Below are 19,460 nucleotides of genomic sequence, written 5' to 3' on the forward strand. Positions count from 1 at the left end.
CCCGATAAGCAAGGAGCGCTGGACCGTTGGGTATCGCAATCACCGAAGAACACCGGGAGTTGGCCGGGGTCGCCCGATCGTTCCTGGAAGCGCGCAAGGCTCGTGAGGCGGCCCGGGCGCTGCTGGATGCCCCAGACGAGTCGCAGGTCTCGTTCTGGGACGAGTTGGCCGGCCTGGGCTGGCTGGGCCTGCACATCGATGAGCAGTACGGCGGTGCGGGCTGCGGGCTGCTGGAACTGGTCGCCGTGGTCGAGGAGTTCGGCCGCGTCAACGCTCCGGGTTCCTTCGTCCCGACGGTGACGGCGTCCGCGGTGATTGCGGCGGCCGGCAACGAAACCCAGCGGGCGCGCTGGCTTCCCGGGCTGGTCGACGGTTCGCTGACCGGCGCGGTCGACGTCGACTCGTCGGTGACGGCACACGGCGACGCATTCTCCGGCGATGCCTTGGCGATCGGGGCAGGGCTGGCCGATGTCCTGGTGCTGTCGGTGGGGGAGGACGTCATCGTGGTCGCCGCCGATACCGCCGGCGTGCGAGTCGATGTTCCGGCCAACCTCGATCCGACTCGACGGTCGGGACGGGTCGCGCTGACCGGTGTCGGCGCGGCCGGGGTCGACATCCTGCCCGGCGCGGCAGCGCTGGCCAAGTCCCTGGCCCGCACCATCTTTGCCGCAGAGGCCATCGGCGGAGCCCAGGACTGCGTGGAGCACGCCGTGGCCTACGCCAAGGTTCGCGAGCAGTTCGGCCGCACCATCGGAACCTTCCAGGCCGTCAAGCACCACGCCGCCAACATGCTGGTGGCGGCCGAGTCGGCCACGGCCACGGTATGGGATGCCGCTCGGGCGGCTGCCGACGGCGACGATCAGCTCGCGCTGATGGCCGCATGCGCTGCCACCCTGGCCTTCTCGGCCTACGTGCACAATGCCGAGCTCAACATCCAGCTGCACGGCGGTATCGGATTCACCTGGGAGCATGACGCGCACCTGCACCTGCGGCGGGCTCTGGTGCTGCGCGGCCTGTTCGGCGGCCGGGACGCTCCGACGCAGGCGTACGAACTGACAGCCAAGGGCGTGGTCCGGGAGAACTCGATCGAACTGCCGGCCGAGGCCGAGGCGCTACGCGCCGAGGTCCGCGCCGAGGTCGCCTCCTGGTCCGGGCTGGACGAGGCCGCGTTGCGCGAGCGGATGATCGAAACCGGTTACGTGATGCCGCACTGGCCCAAGCCGTGGGGCCGGGCCGCAGATGCGGTCGAGCAGCTGGTGATCGAACAGGAACTGGCCGACGCGGCGGTCAAGCGGCCGGATTACGGCATCACCGCGTGGGTGATCCTGACCCTGATCCAGCACGGCAGTGCTGAGCAGATCGAGCGGTACGTCGCTGCGGCGCTGCGTAAGGAAGAAGTCTGGTGCCAGCTGTTCTCCGAGCCGGGTGCCGGATCCGACGCCGCGGCGGTGGCGACCAAGGCGGTCCGTGTCGACGGCGGCTGGGTCATCAACGGGCAGAAGGTGTGGACCAGTGGAGCCCAGCACTGCCAGCGGGGCCTGGCGACGGTGCGCACCGATCCCGATGCGCCCAAGCACAGTGGCATCACCACGGTGATCATCGATATGGCTGCCGAGGGCGTCGAGGTTCGGCCGCTGCGCCAGATCACCGGGGGCGCTGAGTTCAACGAGGTGTTCTTCACCGACGTGTTCGTCCCCGACGAGAACGTGGTCGGGCAGCCCAACGCCGGCTGGACGGTGGCCCGCGCGACGCTGGGCAATGAGCGGGTCAGCATCGGCGGCGGGGCGGCCAGCGCCGACGGCGCGACGCGGGTGATCGTGGACCTGACCCAGCGCTACGGCGACGACATCGCCGGTGGGCCCGAACGAGCCGGCAGGTTCATCGCCGAAGACCACGCTCTGCGGCTGCTGAACCTACGGCGCGTGGTGCGCAGTGTGAGCGGCGCCGAACCCGGTCCGGAGGGCAACGTGACCAAGCTGCTGATCGCCGAGCATGTGGTCAAGCGGGCCGGACTGTCGGCCGAGTTGTTCGGTCGCGATGTCGCGGTGCTGACGGCGCCGGCAAAGGTGACGGGCCTGCTGGTGCTGGGGTCCCGCGGGATGACGATCGCCGGCGGAACATCGGAGGTGACCCGTAACCAGATCGCCGAGCGCATCCTCGGTCTGCCGCGCGACCCGTTGATCAAATGATGGGGACGGCGAGGTGTTCAGGCCGGGGTGAACACCGGCACGAACGCCTCGCCGTGCTCCTCGAAGCGGACCCGCAGGGCCATGCCGCAGGTCAGCGAATCCACGTCGCAGTCGACGAGGTTGGTGACCAGTCGCAGACCGGGCTGTTCGGCGATCTCGACCAGCGCGATGACGAACGGCGTTGGCACATCGGGGTGAAACTGCTGATGCGCCACGGTGTAGCTGTACAGCGTGGCGTTCCCGGAGACCGCGGCGAAGGTCAGCGGCGCACCGCAGTCCGAGCAGTTGCTCCGGGGCGGATGGACGTAGCGCCCGCAGGGTTCGCACCGCGCGAGATGCAACTTCCCGTCGGCCCCACCGGCCCAGAAGCCGCGGTTGTGATCATCGATCCCGGGCAGAATCCGGGGGGCGAAAGCGGGCACAGGCGCCATTGTTCAATAGTACACTCATTTATGACATTGGTGACGGAGGTTTCATGATCGAAGCGGCGCGGCCCGCTCCGGTGATCTCGGGTACCGGGATCTCGGGCATCGGGAGGCGGACCGGCATCCCTGCCGCGGACATGACGGTGCAGGCCTGCACGGCGGCCATCGCCGACGCCGGCCTCACGCCCGCCGACATCGACGGGGTCATCACCCTGGGCGACACCCCGGCCGCCGAGGCCGCCGCCCTGTTGGGGATCGCCGATCCCGGTGATTTCGGCACGGCCTTCGGGTCCGCGGGACTGCTCACTCCGGTGGTGCAGGCCGCCGAGGCGGTCGCCTCGGGCCGGTTCCGGCATGTCCTGGTCTACCGCACGGTCCAGATGATCGGTGGCACCGCGCAAGCGCCGAAGAAGGGCGCCAAGCTCCCCGCCGCACTGTCGGACGTCGGTTATCTGCTTGCCGCCCACGCCTATTCGGCAGCCAACTGGCTGGCGCTGCATTGCCGGCGGCACATGGATCTCTATGGCACCACCAAGGAGCAGTTGGGCTGGGTGGCGATCAATGCGCGCCGCAACGCCGCCCGCAACCCGCTGGCGGTGTACCGCGAGCCGATCACCATGGACGACTACCTCAACGCCAGGCCGGTCTCCACCCCGCTGGGCCTGCTGGACTGCGACGTCCCGGTCGACGGATCCATCGCGCTGGTGATCTCGGTGGCCGAGCATCGCCGCAACGCCCCCCACGGGGCGGTGGCCATCGAGGCATCCGGCGGGTCCGCCGGGGCGGGCGGATGGTTCAGCCGTGCCGACTATCCGCAGATGGCCGCCACCGACGCGGCCGCGGAGATGTGGTCGAAGACCTCGCTCAAGCCCGCCGATGTCGACCTCGCCGAGCTCTACGACGGGTTCAGTTTCCTCACCCTGGCCTGGCTGGAAGCGCTCGGCTTCTGCGCGCCCGGCGAGTCCGGACCGTTCGTGCAGGGCGGCCAGCGCATCGCGCTCGACGGCGAGCTGCCCCTGAACACCTACGGCGGGCAACTGTCCGCCGGACGGATGCACGGCTACTGGGTGCTGCATGAGGCATGTCAGCAGCTGCGCGGGTGCGCCGGCCCGACGTCTCTGGCCACCCGGCCGGAGGTGGCCGTGGTCTCGGCGGGCGGTGGACCGATCGCAGGATGTGTGCTGCTGTCATGCTGACCCCGGCCACCGAGACGTTGGCGGACATACCCGGCGAGATGGTCCGCGCCGCAGCGCAGCACGGCGCAACCGCGGTGCAGGTACACAGCGACGTCAACCCCTACTCGGGGTCGCTCGGTGAGATCTTCGGGGAAAGCTGCCGGGTGGCCGCGTCCCTGGCGGCGCTCGGTATCGGTCCCGGTGACGTGGTGGCCCTGCAGCTGCCCAACTGGCGGGAGTGCTTCACCGCGCACGCCGGGATCTGGCTGGCCGGGGCGGTCGCGCTGCCCATCGTGCCGATCTACGGTCCCGCCGAAGTCGCCTTCATCGCCCGGCAGTCCGGGGCCCGGGCGTTGATCCTGGCCCGCGAGAACCGCAACCGCGACGCCGCCGCGACCTTGGCCGCGCTTGCCGACGTGCCGAGCCTGCAACACCGCATCCTGGTCGGTGCCGCGCTGCCGGGAACACTGTCCTATGCCGAGCTGGCCGCTGCCGCCGCACCCGGCTTCACCCCGGTCGTCGACGACGACCCGCACCGGCGCTGCCTGCTGGTGTACACCTCCGGCACCACCGCCGAGCCCAAGGGCGTGCAGCACACTCATGCCAGCCTGCTCGGCGAGGTGGCATCGCTGGACCAGATGCGTTCCTCCGGGCCAGGTCTGACCACCCTGTCGGTCTTCCCCTCCGGACACATCGCCGGCACGCTCGGCATACTGCGGATGCTGTGCCGGGGCAGCAGCACCATCGCGATGGATGCCTGGAACCCCGAGAAGGCCGCGACGCTCATCGACCGCTACGCGGTGGGCTCCTCCGGCGGCGCGCCCATTCACCTCAGCGGGATACTCGACATCGCGCAGCGCGACCGGCTGGACCTGTCCAGTCTGCGGGAATACACCACCGGCGCCGCCGGAGTGGCCGGCGCCCTGATCCGCCGGGCCGACGGGTTCGGCATCGGTGCGTTCCGGTGCTATGGCTCGTCAGAGCATCCGACGATCAGCTCGGGACGCCCGGAGGATCCGCTGCACAAGCGGGCCGACACCGACGGCCGGATCTGCCCGGGCACCGAAGTCAGAATCGTCGACGACGACGGCCGCGACGTGGCCGTCGGCGAGCCCGGCGAGATCTTGACCCGCGGCCCCGAAGTGTTCGGCGGGTACACCAATGCGGAGTTCACCCGCGCCAGCATGGTCGACGGATGGTTCCGTACCGGAGATGTCGGGCGCCTCGATGCCGACGGATACCTCACCATCACCGACCGCAAGAAGGACATCATCGTCCGGGGCGGCGAGAACATCTCGTCCAAGGAAGTCGAGGACGTGCTGAGCGCGCATCCTGCGATCGCCGAGGCCGCCGCGGTCGGTGCACCTGATGAGACCTACGGCGAACGGGTCTGCGCCTTCGTGGTCGTCAACCCCGGCCACAGATTCGACCTCGCCGACGCCGCAGCGCATTTCGTCGACTGCGGCTTGGCGCGGCAGAAGACCCCGGAGCGCATCGTGGTGGTTTCCGAGCTGCCACGCACAGCGAGCGGAAAGATTCAAAAGCACGTTCTCCGAGAACAACTCAGATAGGCGGAAGGAAACCGAGATGGGCAGAGTAGACGGGAAAGTCGTCCTGGTCACCGGCGGGGCGCGCGGTCAGGGCCGCCGGCACGCCGTGCGGCTGGCTGAGGAAGGCGCCGACATCATCTTGTTCGATATCTGTGCCGATATCGAACACAACGAGTACGCGCTGGCCCGCCCTGAGGACCTGGACGAGGCCAGCCGAGAGGTCGAGAAGTCCGGCCACCGGGTGACCGCGGCCGCCGTGGACGTCCGCGACCGCGCCGCCGTCGAGGCCGCGCTGGCCGCAGCGGTCGCCGAGATGGGCAAGCTCGATGTGGTGGTCGCCAATGCCGGCATCTGCCCGCTGGGCCTCAACCAGCCGATCGGCGCCTTCGCGAACGCCTTCGACGTCGACTTCGTCGGGGTCGTCAACACCGTGCACGCGGCACTGCAGTATCTGTCGTCCGGCGCGTCGATCGTGACGGTCGGTTCGGTGGCGGGACTGTTGGCGGAGAAGGCCGGCCCAGGTTCGGCGATGGGCCCGCAGGGATCCGGCGGCGCCGGCTACAACCTGGCCAAGCAGTTCATCGACAAGTACACCCTGGCGCTGGCCGCGCAACTGTCGCCGCTGTCCATCCGGGCCAACGTGGTGCATCCGACCAATGTCAACACCCCCATGCTGCACAACGAGGGGATGTACAAGATGTTCCGCCCGGATCTGGAGCACCCCGGCGTGGACGACGCCCTGCTCACCTTCCCGATGATGCAAGGCATGCCCGTTCCCTACGTGGAGCCCGAGGACGTCTCGCATGCGGTGTGCTACCTGGCCTCGGACGAGTCCCGATATGTCACCGGGGTGCAACTCAAGGTGGATGCCGGCGCCAGCCTGAAGTTCTGACGAGGCCGCGATGAAGTGGGGAATGCCCTGGCCCGGAGCTGAGCTCGCGCAGCGTTGCGAACAGGCGGGCGCTGTCGCCTTCTGTGCCGGCGAGTTCGCCGACACCAGTGCGTATGTGACGGCTGCCGAGATGGCGCGTTCCACCACCACGGCCAGGACGGGGCCGGGCATCGCCTATGCGTTTGCCCGGTCACCGTTCGTGCACGCCTCGTCGGTGCGCCACCTCAACCGGATTGCGCCCGGCCGGGTCTTTCTGGGGCTGGGGGCGGGAACGGCACGGATGAACCGCGACTGGTTCGGCGTCGACTCCAGCCACCCCGCTCGCCGGATGGCCGAACTCGTCATCTGCATCCGCGGTTTCCTGCGGGCCGAGAACGACCAGAAGATCGTGTTCGACGGCGACTTCTACTCGTTGAACACCCACATCCGGGCACCGGTCATGGGACCCATCGACGTGCCGATCCTGCTGGGCGCCTTCAACATCCATATGATCCGGACCGCCGGAAGCGTGGCGGACGGGGTACTGGGCCACCCGCTGTTCACCGACAGGTGGTGGGCCGAGGTGGTCGATCCGCAACTCGAGATCGGCGCTGCCCGGCAGGGCCGGGACCCTGCCGGGCTCAAGCGCTGGGGCTGGATCACCACCGTGATCGACAACGAAGACCCGCGGCGAGCGGTCCAGGACGCCAAGCGCCAGATCGGGTTCGAGCTCACCGTCCGGACCTACGACTCGCTGGTGGACCTGCACGGCTGGCAGGACGAAGTCGCGGCGATCCGGGCCGAGTTCGCCAAGGGCAACGCCCGCGAGCTGGGCAAGCACGTCAGCGATGACATGTTGTGGGCGATGGCGGTGTGCGGCGACACCGCCCAGGCCCGCGAGATGCTGGCGGCCCGGCGGCGGCTGCCCGACATCGGATTTTTCTCGCCGCCAGGCTTTCTCGTCAGTCCGCGGCGCCGACAGCGCTACGGAGAACAGGTGATCGAGGCGTTTGCCGAGAATGGAGTAGTTCTGACATGACCACAAGTTCTGTCACCACCGATGGTGACACGATGAAACAGCTCTGGGTGGGGGCCAAGGAGTCGCCGCCCATCGTATGGCTGGCGCGGCTCGGCGCGGTGTTCGTGGTGTTTCAGCTCTACGTGTACCTGCGCTGGATCTTCTCGGACAGCTTCGCGTCCACACCTGCTGGACCCGATCCGATCCCGGCATCATCGATGTTCTGGATCCGGTTCTGGGAGATCGGCTGTGTGCTGCTGGGTATTGGGCTTCTCTGGTGGATCGTGCGCAAACTCCGGGCCGAGCGGGAGTTTCCGCCGATCGGGATCTTCGTGGTGGCCTGGCTGCTGGCGGCCTGGCAGGACCCCGGGGTCAACGCGACCCGTCCGGTCTTCGCCTACAACAGCGGCTTCTTCAACCGGGGAACGTGGGGCGAGTTCATTCCCGGGTGGGTGAGCAAAGGCGCGGAGAATCCCCAGCCCCTGATCTACTTCCTGGCCAGCTACATCGTCTTGACCCCGCTGGCGATCATGGGCATCGACAAACTGATCGGCCGGCTGCGCACCGCCGCGCCCCGGCTGAACCGGGCGGGCGTGCTGGGGTTGATGGTGCTGCTGTTCACCGTGATCGACATCGTGATGGAGCAGTTCTTCCACCGGGTCGGCCTGTGGACCTACCTCCGCGTGGACGGTTCCTGGTCGATCTTCACTGGGCACCTGTATCAGTTCCCCTTGTACGAAGGCGTTTTCTTCGGGGGCATCGTGAGCACGTTGTCGATAGCCATCTACTGCTTCCGGGACAAGGACGGCCGGATGATCACCGACGCCGGGATCGAGAAGCTGCGCAACAAGCGCGTGGTCCCGCTGGTACGCATCCTGGCTCTGACCGGCGTGTTCAACGTGATCATGATGGTCTTCATGCTCGGCTTCAACCTGGTGAATCAGCACGCCGACACCCAACCGGCGCAAGACATCCCGAGTTACCTGCACCACGATATGTGCGGCCTGGGACCGAATCCGCCGTGCCCGCCGCTACCGTGACCGGCTGAGCCGGTCGGGCGCGCCCCGGGTTCGGGGCGCGCCGGCGGCTACGCGGTGTAGGAGGCTAGCTTTCGCTCTGACCCACGCCGATCTCGTGGAACATCAGGTTCTGCAACCGGTGCAGGGTGCGCGGAGCCACCGATTCGGCGGCCAGGTACATCGAACCCAGGGGGTTGTTGACCGCCCGGGGACGGCGCCTGATGGCGTCGATCAACATGTCGGCCGCCTCGTCGACGGTCAGCGAGGCGAAGCCGCTCCAATCGGTGGGGGCGATCATCTCGGTGTCGACGAGCGGCAGATGCACGTTGGTGAAGTGGACGCCGTCGCGCAGACTCTCGATCGCGGCGACGCCGAAGAAGGCGTCCAACGCCGCCTTCGAGCCGATGTACGCCGAGAACGTCGGCAGGTTCGACAACACCCCGATCGAGGAACTGTGCACGACGTGGCCGCTTCGGCGCCGGCGCATCTCGGGCAGCAGGCGCAGCGTCAGGCCCACGCCGGCCAGGTAATTGAGCCGCATCGTGCGCTCGTAGTCGTGCAGTCGGTGTTCGGATTCGGCGACCGAGCGCATGATGGATCTGCCCGCGTTGCTGACGAAGACGTCCGGCGCCCCGAAACGGTCGAGCACGGCCTGGGCGACCTCGTTGATGCCCTCCTCGGTGGACAGATCGCCGACCACCGCGTGCGCCTTCCCGCCGGTGGCCTCGATCGAGCGCACCAGACGGTCGAGTTCGTCGGCGCGCCGGGCCGTGACGACGGCCGTGGCCCCCGCGCCCGCGACCCGCTCGGCCAGCCGTTTGCCGATGCCGCTCGAGGCGCCCGTGATGAGAACGACGCGACCGGAGACGCGCTCGGCCAGCGACGGGGTGCCCACCCGGGGGATAGGTACGGGCTTGGTCAGCACGTTGATCGACTGGCGCATGGCACGGCGTAGCGGATTCGGTGTCATATCAGGGCAGTCCTTTGGTCAGGCAGCTGGCTGGGTGCCGGGTGCGGCCGCATGGAGTTCGTTGAGGTACACGGCCGCGCGGCGTAGTGCGGCCATGCCCTCCGGCAGGATGTCGGCCAGGACCGGGAAGACGTGGATCTGGCGGTCCCACAGTTCGAGGGTGGTCGGCACACCGTTGTCGGCCAGGTGCCGGGCGAAATCCACGGCATCGGTAGCGACGAATTCCTGTGATCCGACCTGGATGAGGGTGGCGGGCAAGCCGGTGACGTCGGCGCACAGCAGGCTGGTGGCGGCTCCGATGCCGTCGACGCCACCGGCCCGCGACTCGACCTTCGCCAGACTCCGGCACAGCGCGTTGTAGGAGCGGCGGCCGATCAACGCGTCCCGGTACCGCCCGCGGCGGTGCGGTGTGGGGGTGAAATCCAGGCCCGGCGACCAGCACACCAGCCCGGCCGGGGTACCGAGACTGCGCTGTCGCACGGTGATCGCGGTGGCGACGGACAGGAAGCCCCCCGCCGAGTCGCCGACGATGCTGATGTCGCCGGCCTGGTAGCCCTGGCCGATCAGCCACTCGAAGGCTGCCGCACAGTCGCGTACCGAACTGCTGACCGGGTGCCGGGGGCTCTGGCGGTAATCCACCACCAGTGCGGTCTGACCGGTTTCGCGGACCAGGTGCGAGACCGCCCGGCGGTGGGTGTTGGGCCCCCCGACGTAGAAGGCACCGCCGTGCAGGTACAGCAGGACATGGGGCGACCGGGGGCCGGCGGCCGGCCGGATGATTTCGGCGTACATCTCGCCGACACGCACCGGTTCGACGGTGACCCCGGACAGTTTGGGCAGGCATCTGGCGGCGAGTTCGGCAACGGCGAACGGCCACGGGAGATCCAGGAGGTGACCGCCGACGTACACCGCCGGCTTCACCAGTACCGTGGCGGCGTTGCACACCGCGCGGGCGCGCAGACTTCTCCCGGCGACGAAGGAGATCGCCAACTCCTGGCCAGTCGTCACGACGTGCTCCTTAACGCTGAGTTCCGCGCGGCGTCCGGGACCCCTTGCGCGCGAACGATTGAGCTGAAGTTATCAGACCTCTTCGGCCCGGGATCCGGCAGAATCACACGAGGCGAGGCCGCCCCCGGATCGATCGTGTTATTCACCGGACAGACTCGCCACGATGTCTTTGCGCAGCACCTTTCCGGTGGCCGTCGCGGGGAGTTCGTCGCGAAAGACGACGCGGTCGGGAGTTCTCGAGCCGCGCAGCCGCTCCCGGACGAATGCCCGCAACTCCTCGCCCGGCGGGCTGGCTCCGGCTTCGGGTACCACCACGGCCACGATGATCTGCCCCCACTGTTCGTCGGCCGCGCCCACCACCGCGACGTCGCGCACCAGGGGATGCTCGATCAGCACGTCCTCCACCTCGGCCGGAGCGATGTTCTCGCCGCCGCGGATGATGGTGTCGTCAGCTCGCCCGGTGATGAACAGGTAACCCTCGTCGTCGATTTCGGCCCGGTCCCGGGTCGGGAACCAGCCCTGTGCGTCGAGAGCCGATCCCAGCTCGGCATAGCGTCCCGACACCTGCTCGCCGCGCACGAACAGCTCACCCGCTGTGCCGGGTCCCAGCGGGCGGCCGTCCTCGTCGCGAATCTCGATCTCCACCCCGGGCAGTGGCCGCCCGACCGAAGCCAGCCGGCGAGCCACCGCGTGTTCGGTCGAACGATGGGCGGCGCGATGATCTTCCGGGCCCAGTACGGCGATGGTGGAGCTGGTCTCGGTGAGGCCGTAGGCGTTGACGAAACCGGTGTCGGGCAACAGATCCAGTGCGCGCCGCAGCAGCGGCTGGGGTACCTTCGCGCCACCGTAGGCCAGTGCCTTCAGGGTGGGCAGCGGCTGGGGGTCGCGGTGCAGCGCGGTGACGATGCGATCGAGCATCGTGGGGACCACCGTCGCGGTGCTGATCTTCTCGTCGCGGACCGTGCGCACCCACCCGGCGGCGTCGAACCGGCGCAGATACACCATCCGGCGTCCGGCATAGAGGTTGGACAGCGCCGCGCTGACCCCGGCGATGTGGTAGGGCGGGACGGCGATCAGCGCCGCGTCATCGGCTGTCGCCGAGGCGAATTCGACGCTGCCCAAGATGTAGCTGGACAGGTTTGCGTGGCTGAGTTCGACGGCCTTGGGGGCCGACGTGGTGCCTGAGGTGAACAGCAGTACCGCGACATCGTCGGGGTCGACCGCGGCGTCCTCGCCTGGCTCGGCGGCCGATACCGCCGCCAGGAACTGCGTGGTGTCGATCACCCGGGCGGTGGCGCTGACCGCGCTGCGGTATTCGGGGTCGACGATCACCAGGGGATCGGGTAGCCGGCCGATCAGCTCGTCGAGTGCCGCGGTGCTGAGCCGGTAGTTCAGCGGAGCGAACGGCAGCCCGCTGCGCGCGGCGGCGAACAGCAGCAGCGGCATCACGGACCCGCCGAGCCCGACGTAGGCGATGCTGGCTGCCGGGTGGCCGACCAACACGGCGGCTGCGCGCTGGGTCAGGGCGTCGAGTTCGGCGGTGGTCCACCGCCGCTGATCGCACTGCACGGCGACCCGATCGGGCTCGACCGAAGCGGCCATCTCCAGGAGCACCGAGATCCCGTGCACCGTGGCCTCCTCGTGTTGCCGGGCCGGATACTATCGAATAGATCAGTATCCTATTAGGAGGTGCGCATGACACTCAAGTCCGGAACCCGGCTGACGTTGCCCGGGTCCACCTGCGAGGTCATGGTCGTCCGGCCGCCGTCCACCGACGGCGAGCTCTGCGCGCACGAGGGTGACGGCCAGGAGCCGATCCTGGTCGGCAAGCGGTACGCCGATGAGGAATCCGGGCTGGAAGTGCTGTGCGTCAAGGCCGGCGCCGGGCCGCTGCGGTTCGCCGGGCGCGCGCTGGTCCTGCGGGCGGCCAAGCCGCTGCCGGCGTCGGACTGATCATGCAGATTCGGCAGTGGGCGGCTTCCGGGCGAACCGCGTTGATCCTGCATCCGAGCGGCATCCAGATCACGTTCGCCGAACTCGAGGCGCGAGCGAACCGGTTGGCGCACCATTTCCGGGCGGCGGGACTGCGTGAGGGCGACACGGTCGCCGTGCTGATGGAGAACAACGAACACATGCACGCGGTGATGTGGGCCGCCCGTCGCTGCGGGCTGTACTACGCGACCATCAGCACGCACCTCACCACTGCCGAAGCCGCCTACATCCTCGAGAACAGCGGCGCCACAGCCGTCGTCGGGTCGGTTGCCACCCGGGACGTCTGCGCTGCGCTCGGTTCGCATCTCCCCGGCGGGTTGCCGGAGCTGCGGATCCTGGCCGGCGGGAATCTCGACGGCTGGCAGCAGTACCCGGACTGCGTGGCGCACCGGCCGGACGGGCCGATCGCCGACGAACGCGAGGGCGATCTGCTGCAGTACTCCTCGGGCACCACCGGGCTGCCCAAGGGAATCCGCCGCGAGCTGCCGCACCTGTCACCGAAGGACGCCGGGTTGCTGCTGGCGCCACTGCTCACCGCCGCCGGCATCAACTCGGGCTCGGTGTATCTGAGCCCGGCCCCGCTCTACCACACCGCGCCGTCGTTCTGGTCGATGTCCGCGCAGGCCCTCGGCGCGACGGTGGTGATGCTGGAGAAGTTCGACCCCTGCGGCGCGCTCGAGGCGATCGAGCGCTACCGCGTCACCCACGGACAGTTCGTGCCGACGATGTTCGTCCGGATGCTCAAGCTGCCCGAAGCGGTACGCACCCGCTACGACGTGTCCAGCCTGCGCCGGGTGGTGCACGCCGCTGCGCCCTGCCCGCCGGAGATCAAGTGGCAGATGCTCGGCTGGTGGGGGCCGATCATCGATGAGTTCTACGGATCCTCCGAAGGCGCCGGAGCCTCCTACATCCGGGCGCAGGACTGGCTGTCGCATCCGGGCTCGGTGGGCCGGCCGATGGGCGGTGCGGTGCACATCGTCGGCGAGGACGGCGCCGAGCTGCCCGCCGGCGAACACGGGGAGATCTACTTCGAAGGGGGGCTGTCCTTCTCCTACCTCAACGACGAGGCCAAGACCGCCGCGACCCGCAACGACCGGGGCTGGGTCACCGTCGGCGACATCGGCTACCTCGACGAAGACGGCTACCTGTATCTGACCGACCGCCGGCACCATGTGATCATCTCCGGCGGGGTCAACATCTACCCGCAGGAAGCCGAGAACCTGCTGATCAGCCACCCCCGCGTACTCGACGCCGCGGTCTTCGGCATCCCGGATCCGGCCATGGGGCAGTCGGTGAAAGCGGTGGTGCAGTGCGTGCAACCCGCGGACGCCGGCGAGGACTTCGCCCAGGAGCTGATCGCCTGGTTGCGCGACCGGCTGGCCCCCTACAAGTGCCCGCGATCGATCTCCTTCGAGGACCTGCTGCCGCGCACCGAGGCAGGAAAGCTGCGCAAGCAGGAGCTGGTGTCGCGCTATGGAGCAGCCTCGGCGGGCCCCGCCATCGGCCACCCCTGACGGCGACCGCGACTTTCAAAAAAGCCCACCGGCCGCCGGCAAAGTTTCCGGTCGAGCGTCTACAGATCGCCGGTGAAGTCGGCGGTCAACCAGCGGTCCGGTCGGATCGTGAACAACACGCCGGCGGCATCGTTCATGGCGGCGGCGAACGCTCGGCCGGCCTCCTCGCCCAGGTAGCGGATCGCGATGGCTTCGCGCTGGGGCAGCGGGGCGGGCGTGGCCGCATCGACCACGGTTCCTTCGACGACCACGTACTGGTAGGGCAGCTCTTCGCGCTGCACCACCAGCGTCACCACGCCGGCCTGCTCGATGAGCTTGGCCTTACGGGTGCCGGTGCCGGTGTTGACCAGGATGTCGCCGCCGGGGGTGTAGTCGTACCAGATCGGGACACTGGCCGGCGGGCGGCCATCGGTGGCGGCGACCGACAGCACGGCGACGTGCTTGCCGGCGAGGAACTGCTGACGTTCGGTCTCAGTGAAGTTTCTGGGCATACCGACTCGAACAGCGGTTGACCCCGGGCTATTCCACCGCGCCTCGGAGAGGTTCCCGGCAGCGGCGCTTCCAGCGCCTTACACTCCGGCGAAGCCTGCCGACAAGGAGCAACAATGCCCGCAGCCGATCTGGTCGTCACCGGCACCGTACTGACGGTCAACGACGCGCAACCGACTGCCGAGGCGCTGGCCGTCACCGACGGGCGCATCGTCGCCGTCGGCGACCGCAAGGACATCGAGACACTGATCGGTCCAGACACCCGGGTGTACGACGCCGGCGAGGGCTGTGTGCTGCCCGGCTTCATCGAGGCCCACGGGCACCCGCTGATGGAATCCGTCGTGCTGTCGGACCGCATCCTCGACATCCGGCCGGTCACCCTCACCGAGGCCGGCGCCGTGGTTGATCTGGTTCGCACAGAGGTCGCTGCCCGCGGCGCCGACGGGGCCTACGCGGTCGGCTGGGACCAGCTGCTGCAGCCGGGCCTGCCCGAACCCACCTTGGACTGGCTGGACAGCATCGCCCCGGACAGTCCGCTGGTGATCGTGCACAACTCGGGTCACAAGGCGTACTTCAACAGCGCGGCCGGCCGCGAGGCCGGACTGAACCGCGACACCCCCGACCCGGCCGGGGCGAAGTACGGCCGTGACGCCGACGGCGAACTGGACGGGACCGCAGAGGAGACCGCCGCCCTCATCCCGCTGCTGGGCAAGGCCATGCTGCCCGCCGACGGACCGGCGATGTTGCGGGCCGAATGCGCCCGGCTCAACCGGGCCGGGCTGACGACGATTTCGGAGATGGCGTTCTCTCCGCAGTACCGGCCCTTGGTGCAGGCACTGCATGACGAGTTGACGGTGCGACTGCGCACCTACGAGATCTCCAACGCGGCGCTGCACACCGATGCCTCGCCGGGCGAGGGAGACGACATGCTGCGCCAGGTCGGCATCAAGATCTGGGTGGACGGCTCGCCGTGGATCGGCAACGTCGACCTGTCGTTTCCGTACCTGGACACCGAGGCCACCCGGATCATCGGCGTCGAACCCGGATCGTGCGGGCATGCCAACTACACCGGCGAACAACTGAGCCGAATCGTTGAGGCCTACTTCCCGCACGGCTGGCAGATGGCCTGCCACGTCCACGGCGACAACGGTGTCGACACCATCCTCGACGTCTACGAAGACGTGCTGCGCCGGCACCCGCGCGCCGATCATCGGTTGCGCCTCGAACACGTCGGCGCCATCCGCCCCGAGCAGTTGCGACGCGCCGCTGAGTTGGGTGTCACCTGCAGCCTGTTCGTCGACCACCTCCATTACTGGGGGGACGTTCTGGTCGACGGGCTGTTCGGGGAGGAGCACGGCGCGCGGTGGATGCCCGCGGCCTCCGCCGTGGCGGCGGGTATGCGTATCTCGCTGCACAACGACGCACCGGTCACCCCCGAAGAGCCGTTGCGCAACATCAGCGTCGCCGCCACCCGCCGGGCGCCCAGCGGGCGAGTCCTGGCTCCCGAGGAGCGGCTCACCGTCGAGCAGGCGATCCGGGCGCAGACCCTCGATGCGGCCTGGCAGTTGTTCGCCGACGATGTGACCGGCTCCCTGGAGGTGGGAAAGTATGCCGACCTGGTGGTGCTGTCGGCCGACCCACGCGCCGTCGCGCCCGAGGAGGTCGCTGACCTTCAGGTGCGTGCCACCTTCCTGGCCGGCCGCCAGGTGGTCTGACGTGAAGCGGCGTGCCATTTAAAGGAGTTCTAGGGGTCGAAAGTCCTCTGGCGGAACCAAGACTGGTTAGGCTAACCTCCATCGCATGACACTTCCGATGCCTGACCGCAAGACCGCTGACCTGCCCGGGCACTGGCTCTTCGCGCGTCTCGGCAAACGGGTCCTGCGGCCGGGCGGACTCGGGCTGACCCACCGGATGCTCGCCGACGCGAACATCGCTGGCTCCGACGTCGTCGAACTGGCGCCCGGCATGGGCCGCACCGCACGCGACATCCTGGCGCACACCCCCGGCACGTACACCGGCGTCGAGGCCGACGACCATGCCGCCGGTGTCGTTCGCTCCGTGGTGGGCGACAAGGGACGGGTGGTCACCGGCCAGGCATCGGAGACCGGACTGGCCGATGACAGCGCTGACGTGGTCATCGGCGAGGCGATGCTGACCATGCAGACCAACGCCCACAAGTCCGAGATCATGCGCGAGGCATTCCGGGTGCTGCGGCCGGGCGGCCGCTATGCGATCCACGAGATGATGCTGCAGCCTGCCGACGTGCCGGAGGCCGTCAAGGATGAGGTCCGTACGGCCCTGGCCCGCTCGATCAAGGTCAATGCCCGGCCGCTGACCGCCGCGGAGTGGACCGAGCTGCTCACCGACGCCGGCTTCGAGGTGGAGAAGGTGGGCTACGCGCCGATGGCGCTGTTGGAGCCGCACCGGTTGATCGCCGACGAGGGTCTGTTCGGGGCGCTGCGCTTCGTGTTCAACGTGTTGCGCGATTCCGATGCGCGGGCCAGGGTCCTCAACATGCGCGCGACGTTCCGCCGCCACCGCAAGAACATGGCCGCGATCGAGGTGATTGCCGCCAAGCCTGCCTGACCGGCTTGCCATGATGGACAGGTGACAACCCGCGACCGCGACGCTGAGGGCCGCCCCCGTAACGCCCGCCCGCGTGATCGGCTGGGCCGGCCCCTGCCGCGCGGCAGCCAGGGTGGGGTTGAGGGGGTCCCCGACGACCTGGACCTGCCGCCGGCCCAGATGCTGGCCTACGCCCAGTTGCTGCTGGACGACGGCCTGGCGTTCAACGCCCACGAGGTGCTCGAAGCCGCCTGGAAGCATCGACCGCCCGCCGAACGCGAACTCTGGCAGGGGCTGGCCCAGCTGGCGGTCGGCATCACCCACGTCCAGCGCGGCAATGTCACCGGCGCGGTCAGTCTGCTGCGCCGGGGCGCGGATCATCTGGCCGGCGTGCGGCCCCCCGCGCCCTACGGTGTCGATCTCGACGGATTGCAGGGCTTCGCCACGCAACTGGCCGATGACTTGGCGGCCGGGATCGAGATCGGCTCGCAACGGCTGCATCCGCGGCTGGTCGCGTGAGCACACCGCTTCGCTGGACGCTTGCCGACGGCCGCGACCTGCTGTTGTTCGCCCTGCCGGGCCACACCGCCGCCCCGGTGCCGGATCGCCGGCCGCTGTCCCCCCGCGACCCGGAGCCGTCGCAGTTGCGCTTCGACCGCACCACCGGCCAATGGGTGATCATCGCCGCGCAGCGCCAGGACCGCACCTACCACCCACCCGCCGAGGCCTGCCCGCTGTGCCCGGGCCCCACCGGGCTGACCAGCGAGGTGCCTGCGGCCGACTATGACGTCGCGGTCTTCGAGAACCGGTTCCCCAGCCTGGCCGGGGCCGGTGCTCTGGACGCCGTCCCGCCCGACGGCGCCGCGTTCGTCGGGGTGCCCGGCTACGGCCGGTGTGAAGTCATCTGCTTCTCGGCCGATCACACCGGGTCGTTCGCCGACCTGCCGGCCGCGCATGCCCTGCTGGTGGTGCAGGCGTGGCGGCACCGCACCGCTGATCTGCTGGCCCGCCCCGGTGTCGAGCAGGTGTTCTGCTTCGAAAACCGTGGCCGGGAGATCGGGGTGACATTGGCGCACCCCCACGGCCAGATCTACGGCTACCCCTATCTGACCCCGCGCACCGCCGCAATGCTGACCCAGGCGCGGGAGCATCGAATCAAGCACGGCGCCAATCTGTTCGCGGATCTGCTGGCGGCCGAGCGCGCCGCGGGGACGCGGATCGTGCGGCAGACCGAACACTGCACCGCGTTCGTGCCGTTCGCCGCGAGGTGGCCGGTAGAGCTGCACCTTTACCCGAACCGGCGGGTACACAATCTGACCGAGCTGACCGACGCCGAGCTCGAGGACTTCGCGTCCGTCTACCACGACGTGCTGGGCCGCTTCGACCGCATGTACGACGCCCCGCTGCCCTACATGGCCGCACTGCACCAGTACCGCGCCCAGGGCGTTCAGGCGGACGGATACTTCCATGTCGAGTTCATGTCGATCAGGCGCAGCGCCACCAAGCTGAAGTATCTGGCCGCTTCGGAATCGGCGATGGACGCCTTCATCGCCGACGTCACCCCGGAGGCCGTGGCGGCTAGGCTGCGTGAGCTGTGATCACCTACTCCGCGCCCGGCCGGGTCAACCTGATCGGCGAACACACCGACTACAACGGCGGATTCGCGCTGCCCATCGCGCTGCCCCAACGCACCAGCGTCAGCTTCACACCCGCCGAGACGGACACCCTCACGGTGGTCAGCGACCGAGCCGACGCGCCGGTGAACATTCCGCTGAGCACCACACCCGGACAGATCACCGGCTGGGGCGCCTATACCGCGGGAGTGGTCTGGGCGTTGCGCGACAGCGGGTTCGCGGTCCCCGGCGGAACTATGACGGTGCGTAGCGACGTGCCGATCGGCTCCGGTCTGTCCTCATCGGCAGCCCTGGAATGTGCGGTGCTGGGCGCCCTGGCCTCGGCGGCCGGTCTGGACATCGACCGCTTCGAGCAGGCCCGGATCGGCCAGCGCGCCGAGAACGACTATGTCGGCGCGCCAACGGGTTTGCTGGATCAGCTGGCCTCGCTGTTCGGCGAGGTGTCGCACGCGCTGCTGATCGACTTCCGCGATGTCGCGGTGCACCCGGTGCCGTTCGACCCCGACGATTCCGGGGTGAGCCTGCTGCTCCTGGACTCCGGGCAGCGGCACGGACACGTCGACGGCGAGTACGGCGCCCGGCGGGCATCGTGTGAGCGGGCCGCCGCCGCGTTGGGGGTGTCGTCGCTGCGCGAGGTCGGGCACCGGGGTGTCGAGGCGCTGGCGGCGCTCAGCGACCCGGTCGATGCCCGGCGGGCACGGCATGTGCTGACCGAGAACGAGCGGGTGCTGGATTTTGTCGCGGCCTGCGCAGAGCGCGACTTCGCCGCTGCCGGAGCGCTGTTCACCGCATCGCACGCTTCGATGCGCGACGACTTCGAGATCACCACCGAACACATCGACCTGATCGCCGACAGTGCGGTGGCCGCCGGAGCGCATGGTGCCCGGATGACCGGCGGCGGGTTCGGTGGTTGTGTGATCGCCCTGGTGCCCGCCGAGCTCACGGTCAAGGTCGGTGACGCGGTGCGCGCCGCGGTCACCGCGGCCGGTTACCCGGAACCGGAGGTCAGCCGGGTGTACGCGGCGGCGGGGGCGGGCTAGC

General features: G+C 69.0%; 18 protein-coding genes. 13 read left to right on the plus strand and 5 right to left on the minus strand.

All coding sequences use genetic code 11. From position 1 onward, the window contains the following. The first annotated feature begins 26 nt into the window (after positions 1-26). A complete protein-coding gene (locus tag AWC02_RS07560) occupies positions 27-2,189 on the plus strand; it encodes an acyl-CoA dehydrogenase family protein (RefSeq protein ID WP_109560915.1) in 2,163 nt (720 codons plus the stop codon). A 17-nt stretch (positions 2,190-2,206) separates the two neighbouring features. On the opposite strand, the gene AWC02_RS07565 is transcribed toward AWC02_RS07560, so the two are convergent. Then, positions 2,207-2,620, minus strand: coding sequence for a Zn-ribbon domain-containing OB-fold protein (locus AWC02_RS07565; RefSeq protein ID WP_109560916.1), 414 nt, complete (start codon positions 2,618-2,620; stop codon positions 2,207-2,209). Between the two features lie 44 nt (positions 2,621-2,664). On the opposite strand from AWC02_RS07565, the gene AWC02_RS07570 reads away from it, so the two are divergent. From AWC02_RS07570 to AWC02_RS07590, 5 genes are read left to right on the plus strand one after another with little or no spacing between them, the layout of a single operon-like run. Next, positions 2,665-3,810, plus strand: a complete 1,146-nt coding sequence (locus tag AWC02_RS07570; protein ID WP_085128162.1) for a thiolase family protein — start codon at positions 2,665-2,667, stop codon at positions 3,808-3,810. Further along, positions 3,804-5,360: a class I adenylate-forming enzyme family protein gene (locus AWC02_RS07575; protein WP_237160367.1), complete on the plus strand. Its 1,557-nt coding sequence runs from the start codon at positions 3,804-3,806 to the stop codon at positions 5,358-5,360. Before AWC02_RS07570 ends, AWC02_RS07575 begins: the two co-directional genes overlap by 7 nt. A 16-nt stretch (positions 5,361-5,376) precedes the next feature. Beyond that, complete coding sequence (locus AWC02_RS07580) at positions 5,377-6,231, plus strand: mycofactocin-coupled SDR family oxidoreductase (protein ID WP_085128163.1); 855 nt, start codon at positions 5,377-5,379, stop codon at positions 6,229-6,231. 10 nt (positions 6,232-6,241) lie between these two features. Next, positions 6,242-7,249, plus strand: coding sequence for an LLM class flavin-dependent oxidoreductase (locus AWC02_RS07585; RefSeq protein WP_085128164.1), 1,008 nt, complete (start codon positions 6,242-6,244; stop codon positions 7,247-7,249). Next, complete coding sequence (locus AWC02_RS07590; protein ID WP_085128165.1) at positions 7,246-8,268, plus strand: spirocyclase AveC family protein; 1,023 nt, start codon at positions 7,246-7,248, stop codon at positions 8,266-8,268. The genes AWC02_RS07585 and AWC02_RS07590 overlap by 4 nt, the downstream gene beginning before the upstream one ends. Before the next feature lie 64 nt (positions 8,269-8,332). On the opposite strand, the gene AWC02_RS07595 is transcribed toward AWC02_RS07590, so the two are convergent. The 3 genes from AWC02_RS07595 to AWC02_RS07605 form a co-directional block, all read right to left on the minus strand. Further along, positions 8,333-9,217 (minus strand): SDR family NAD(P)-dependent oxidoreductase, encoded by an 885-nt coding sequence (locus AWC02_RS07595; RefSeq protein WP_085128166.1) that lies wholly within the window; start codon positions 9,215-9,217, stop codon positions 8,333-8,335. A gap of 18 nt (positions 9,218-9,235) precedes the next feature. After that, positions 9,236-10,225 (minus strand): alpha/beta hydrolase, encoded by a 990-nt coding sequence (locus AWC02_RS07600; protein ID WP_133055610.1) that lies wholly within the window; start codon positions 10,223-10,225, stop codon positions 9,236-9,238. Between the two features lie 138 nt (positions 10,226-10,363). After that, positions 10,364-11,827, minus strand: a complete 1,464-nt coding sequence (locus AWC02_RS07605) for a class I adenylate-forming enzyme family protein (protein ID WP_085128218.1) — start codon at positions 11,825-11,827, stop codon at positions 10,364-10,366. 93 nt (positions 11,828-11,920) lie between these two features. On the opposite strand from AWC02_RS07605, the gene AWC02_RS07610 reads away from it, so the two are divergent. Together AWC02_RS07610 and fadD4 are read left to right on the plus strand one after the other, a co-directional pair. Then, on the plus strand, positions 11,921-12,178 hold the full coding sequence (locus tag AWC02_RS07610) for a hypothetical protein (protein ID WP_085128168.1): 258 nt from the start codon (positions 11,921-11,923) through the stop codon (positions 12,176-12,178). Between the two features lie 2 nt (positions 12,179-12,180). Then, on the plus strand, positions 12,181-13,731 hold the full coding sequence (gene fadD4, locus AWC02_RS07615) for a fatty-acid--CoA ligase FadD4 (protein WP_085128169.1): 1,551 nt from the start codon (positions 12,181-12,183) through the stop codon (positions 13,729-13,731). Positions 13,732-13,790: 59 nt separating this feature from the next. On the opposite strand, the gene AWC02_RS07620 is transcribed toward fadD4, so the two are convergent. Further along, a complete protein-coding gene (locus tag AWC02_RS07620; protein ID WP_085128170.1) occupies positions 13,791-14,222 on the minus strand; it encodes a pyridoxamine 5'-phosphate oxidase family protein in 432 nt (143 codons plus the stop codon). 114 nt (positions 14,223-14,336) lie between these two features. On the opposite strand from AWC02_RS07620, the gene AWC02_RS07625 reads away from it, so the two are divergent. The 5 genes from AWC02_RS07625 to AWC02_RS07645 all read left to right on the plus strand — a co-directional run bounded on the left by AWC02_RS07625 (position 14,337) and on the right by AWC02_RS07645 (position 19,459). Beyond that, the gene (locus tag AWC02_RS07625; RefSeq protein ID WP_085128171.1) at positions 14,337-15,935 is read left to right on the plus strand and encodes an amidohydrolase; all 1,599 of its coding nucleotides are present in this window, start codon (positions 14,337-14,339) and stop codon (positions 15,933-15,935) included. An 85-nt stretch (positions 15,936-16,020) separates the two neighbouring features. Next, positions 16,021-16,806: a class I SAM-dependent methyltransferase gene (locus tag AWC02_RS07630; protein WP_085128172.1), complete on the plus strand. Its 786-nt coding sequence runs from the start codon at positions 16,021-16,023 to the stop codon at positions 16,804-16,806. Positions 16,807-16,827: 21 nt separating this feature from the next. After that, positions 16,828-17,304, plus strand: a complete 477-nt coding sequence (locus tag AWC02_RS07635; protein ID WP_085128173.1) for a DUF309 domain-containing protein — start codon at positions 16,828-16,830, stop codon at positions 17,302-17,304. After that, positions 17,301-18,383: a galactose-1-phosphate uridylyltransferase gene (gene galT, locus AWC02_RS07640; protein WP_085128174.1), complete on the plus strand. Its 1,083-nt coding sequence runs from the start codon at positions 17,301-17,303 to the stop codon at positions 18,381-18,383. Before AWC02_RS07635 ends, galT begins: the two co-directional genes overlap by 4 nt. Continuing rightward, positions 18,380-19,459 (plus strand): galactokinase, encoded by a 1,080-nt coding sequence (locus AWC02_RS07645; RefSeq protein WP_085128175.1) that lies wholly within the window; start codon positions 18,380-18,382, stop codon positions 19,457-19,459. Before galT ends, AWC02_RS07645 begins: the two co-directional genes overlap by 4 nt. Position 19,460 lies beyond the last annotated feature (1 nt).

The sequence above is a fragment of the Mycolicibacter engbaekii genome (assembly GCF_002101585.1).
Lineage (GTDB): Bacteria > Actinomycetota > Actinomycetes > Mycobacteriales > Mycobacteriaceae > Mycobacterium > Mycobacterium engbaekii.

What these genes read in the sequence shown, in the direction of transcription:
- AWC02_RS07565 (WP_109560916.1), bottom strand. Translation starts at nt 2,620, where the DNA reads ATGGCGCCTGTGCCCGCTTTCGCCCCCCGGATTCTGCCCGGGATCGAT.
- AWC02_RS07570 (WP_085128162.1), top strand. Translation starts at nt 2,665, where the DNA reads ATGATCGAAGCGGCGCGGCCCGCTCCGGTGATCTCGGGTACCGGGATC.
- AWC02_RS07575 (WP_237160367.1), top strand. Translation starts at nt 3,804, where the DNA reads ATGCTGACCCCGGCCACCGAGACGTTGGCGGACATACCCGGCGAGATG.
- AWC02_RS07580 (WP_085128163.1), top strand. Translation starts at nt 5,377, where the DNA reads ATGGGCAGAGTAGACGGGAAAGTCGTCCTGGTCACCGGCGGGGCGCGC.
- AWC02_RS07585 (WP_085128164.1), top strand. Translation starts at nt 6,242, where the DNA reads ATGAAGTGGGGAATGCCCTGGCCCGGAGCTGAGCTCGCGCAGCGTTGC.
- AWC02_RS07590 (WP_085128165.1), top strand. Translation starts at nt 7,246, where the DNA reads ATGACCACAAGTTCTGTCACCACCGATGGTGACACGATGAAACAGCTC.
- AWC02_RS07595 (WP_085128166.1), bottom strand. Translation starts at nt 9,217, where the DNA reads ATGACACCGAATCCGCTACGCCGTGCCATGCGCCAGTCGATCAACGTG.
- AWC02_RS07605 (WP_085128218.1), bottom strand. Translation starts at nt 11,827, where the DNA reads ATGGCCGCTTCGGTCGAGCCCGATCGGGTCGCCGTGCAGTGCGATCAG.
- AWC02_RS07610 (WP_085128168.1), top strand. Translation starts at nt 11,921, where the DNA reads ATGACACTCAAGTCCGGAACCCGGCTGACGTTGCCCGGGTCCACCTGC.
- fadD4 (WP_085128169.1), top strand. Translation starts at nt 12,181, where the DNA reads ATGCAGATTCGGCAGTGGGCGGCTTCCGGGCGAACCGCGTTGATCCTG.
- AWC02_RS07620 (WP_085128170.1), bottom strand. Translation starts at nt 14,222, where the DNA reads ATGCCCAGAAACTTCACTGAGACCGAACGTCAGCAGTTCCTCGCCGGC.
- AWC02_RS07625 (WP_085128171.1), top strand. Translation starts at nt 14,337, where the DNA reads ATGCCCGCAGCCGATCTGGTCGTCACCGGCACCGTACTGACGGTCAAC.
- AWC02_RS07630 (WP_085128172.1), top strand. Translation starts at nt 16,021, where the DNA reads ATGACACTTCCGATGCCTGACCGCAAGACCGCTGACCTGCCCGGGCAC.